This is a genomic window from Pseudomonas sp. P5_A2_2 (assembly GCF_054177685.1).
On the sequence record NZ_JBGCUL010001105.1, the window covers coordinates 1 to 1,393 of the forward strand.

General features: G+C 56.1%; 1 protein-coding gene. It reads right to left on the reverse strand.

The annotated features are described in order from the left end of the window. Nucleotides 1-80 precede the first annotated feature (80 nt). Nucleotides 81-1,283, reverse strand: a complete 1,203-nt coding sequence (locus tag ACXRVY_RS29205) for an MFS transporter (RefSeq protein ID WP_457265835.1) — start codon at nucleotides 1,281-1,283, stop codon at nucleotides 81-83. Nucleotides 1,284-1,393 lie beyond the last annotated feature (110 nt).

Sequence of the window (1,393 nt, forward strand, 5' to 3'; positions counted from 1 at the left end):
GTGTTTGGGGTAGGGACGTCGCTACCAGTGTTCATTTTTAACGAAGCTTGTCTAGCCTAAGGCAAGTGGGCACAGTTATTTCAAGCAATGCTTACCGATGCAACAGGCTCCCGCGATGCTGCACGTCCAGCCAGGAAGGCAAGAACGGCCGCCACGCCCAGCAAGGTGGCGCTCAATTCGAAGGTCACTTGATAGCCGCTCGAGTCGAAGACCAGCCCGCCAACAGTTGCGCCAGACGCAATAGCGAGTTGGATGATCGCCACCATTAAACCACCTCCAGCTTCAGCTGAGTCTGGCAACGTTCTCGCCAGCCATGTCCACCATCCCACGGGCGCTGCAGTCGCAACCAGTCCCCATGCGCCAAGCAAGACGGTCGTGGTGGTCGCCGAGCTACCGAATGAAACAAGCGCCAGTGCAATCATCGCCATAAAGATCGGGATGACGATGAGGGTTCGATGCAGGCCATTTTTCAAGAACGCTTCAATCAGGAAGGTTCCGGCAAGTCCCGCCAGGCCCAGTACGAGCAACATAAAAGACAGCATGGAGACACTGACGTGCGTGACCGTTTCAAGGAATGGGCGCAAATAGGTAAACAGCATGAACTGGCCCATGAAAAACACACTGACCGCCACCATGCCTAACGCGACCGGTACGCTTTTCATTAACCTGAAGACGTTTCCAGTGCCTGAACCGCTTTGCGATTTCATCGGTGGAAGGCTTACAGATAGCCATACACAAGCGACTGTCGCGACTGGGATGATGCACAAAAATGCACCGCGCCAGCCAATCAAGGCGCCGAGAAAACTGCCCAATGGTGCTGCAATCACAGTCGCCAAAGCGTTGCCGCCGTTGACGATTGCCATGGCACGCGTGATCTGGTCATCAGGCACAAGGCGCATGGCGGTTGCCGCCGACAGTGACCAGAAGCCACCAATTGCAACACCGATCAGCGCGCGCCCGATCATGAATACCCCGTAGTTCGGTGCGAACGCGACCACGGTTCCGGAAAGGATCATCAACAGCGTCAGAGAAAGAAGTAGCGGTTTACGGTCAACCCGCGCCGCCACCAAAGGGATAAGAAGGCTGGTGAATAAGGCAAGCAGCCCCGAAACGGAAATGCCCTGACCGGCTTGTCCTTCGGTGATATGCAGATCGGCGGCAATGGGTGTCAGCAGGCTGACGGGCATGAACTCCGATGCCACCAGTGCGAAGGCGGCAAGTGACATGGCCAGGACAGCGCTCCATGAATGTTGAGCTTCACTGGAGGTGGGAAGATGGGTCATTGAATAAATCCTGTATTGCGTGAAGCGTCGCGGCTCCCGAAGCGAAGCCACGAGAGAGGAGCGGTTCCCGTGTGGGTCGCCGATCCGATTACTTCAGATGACTGTTGAAG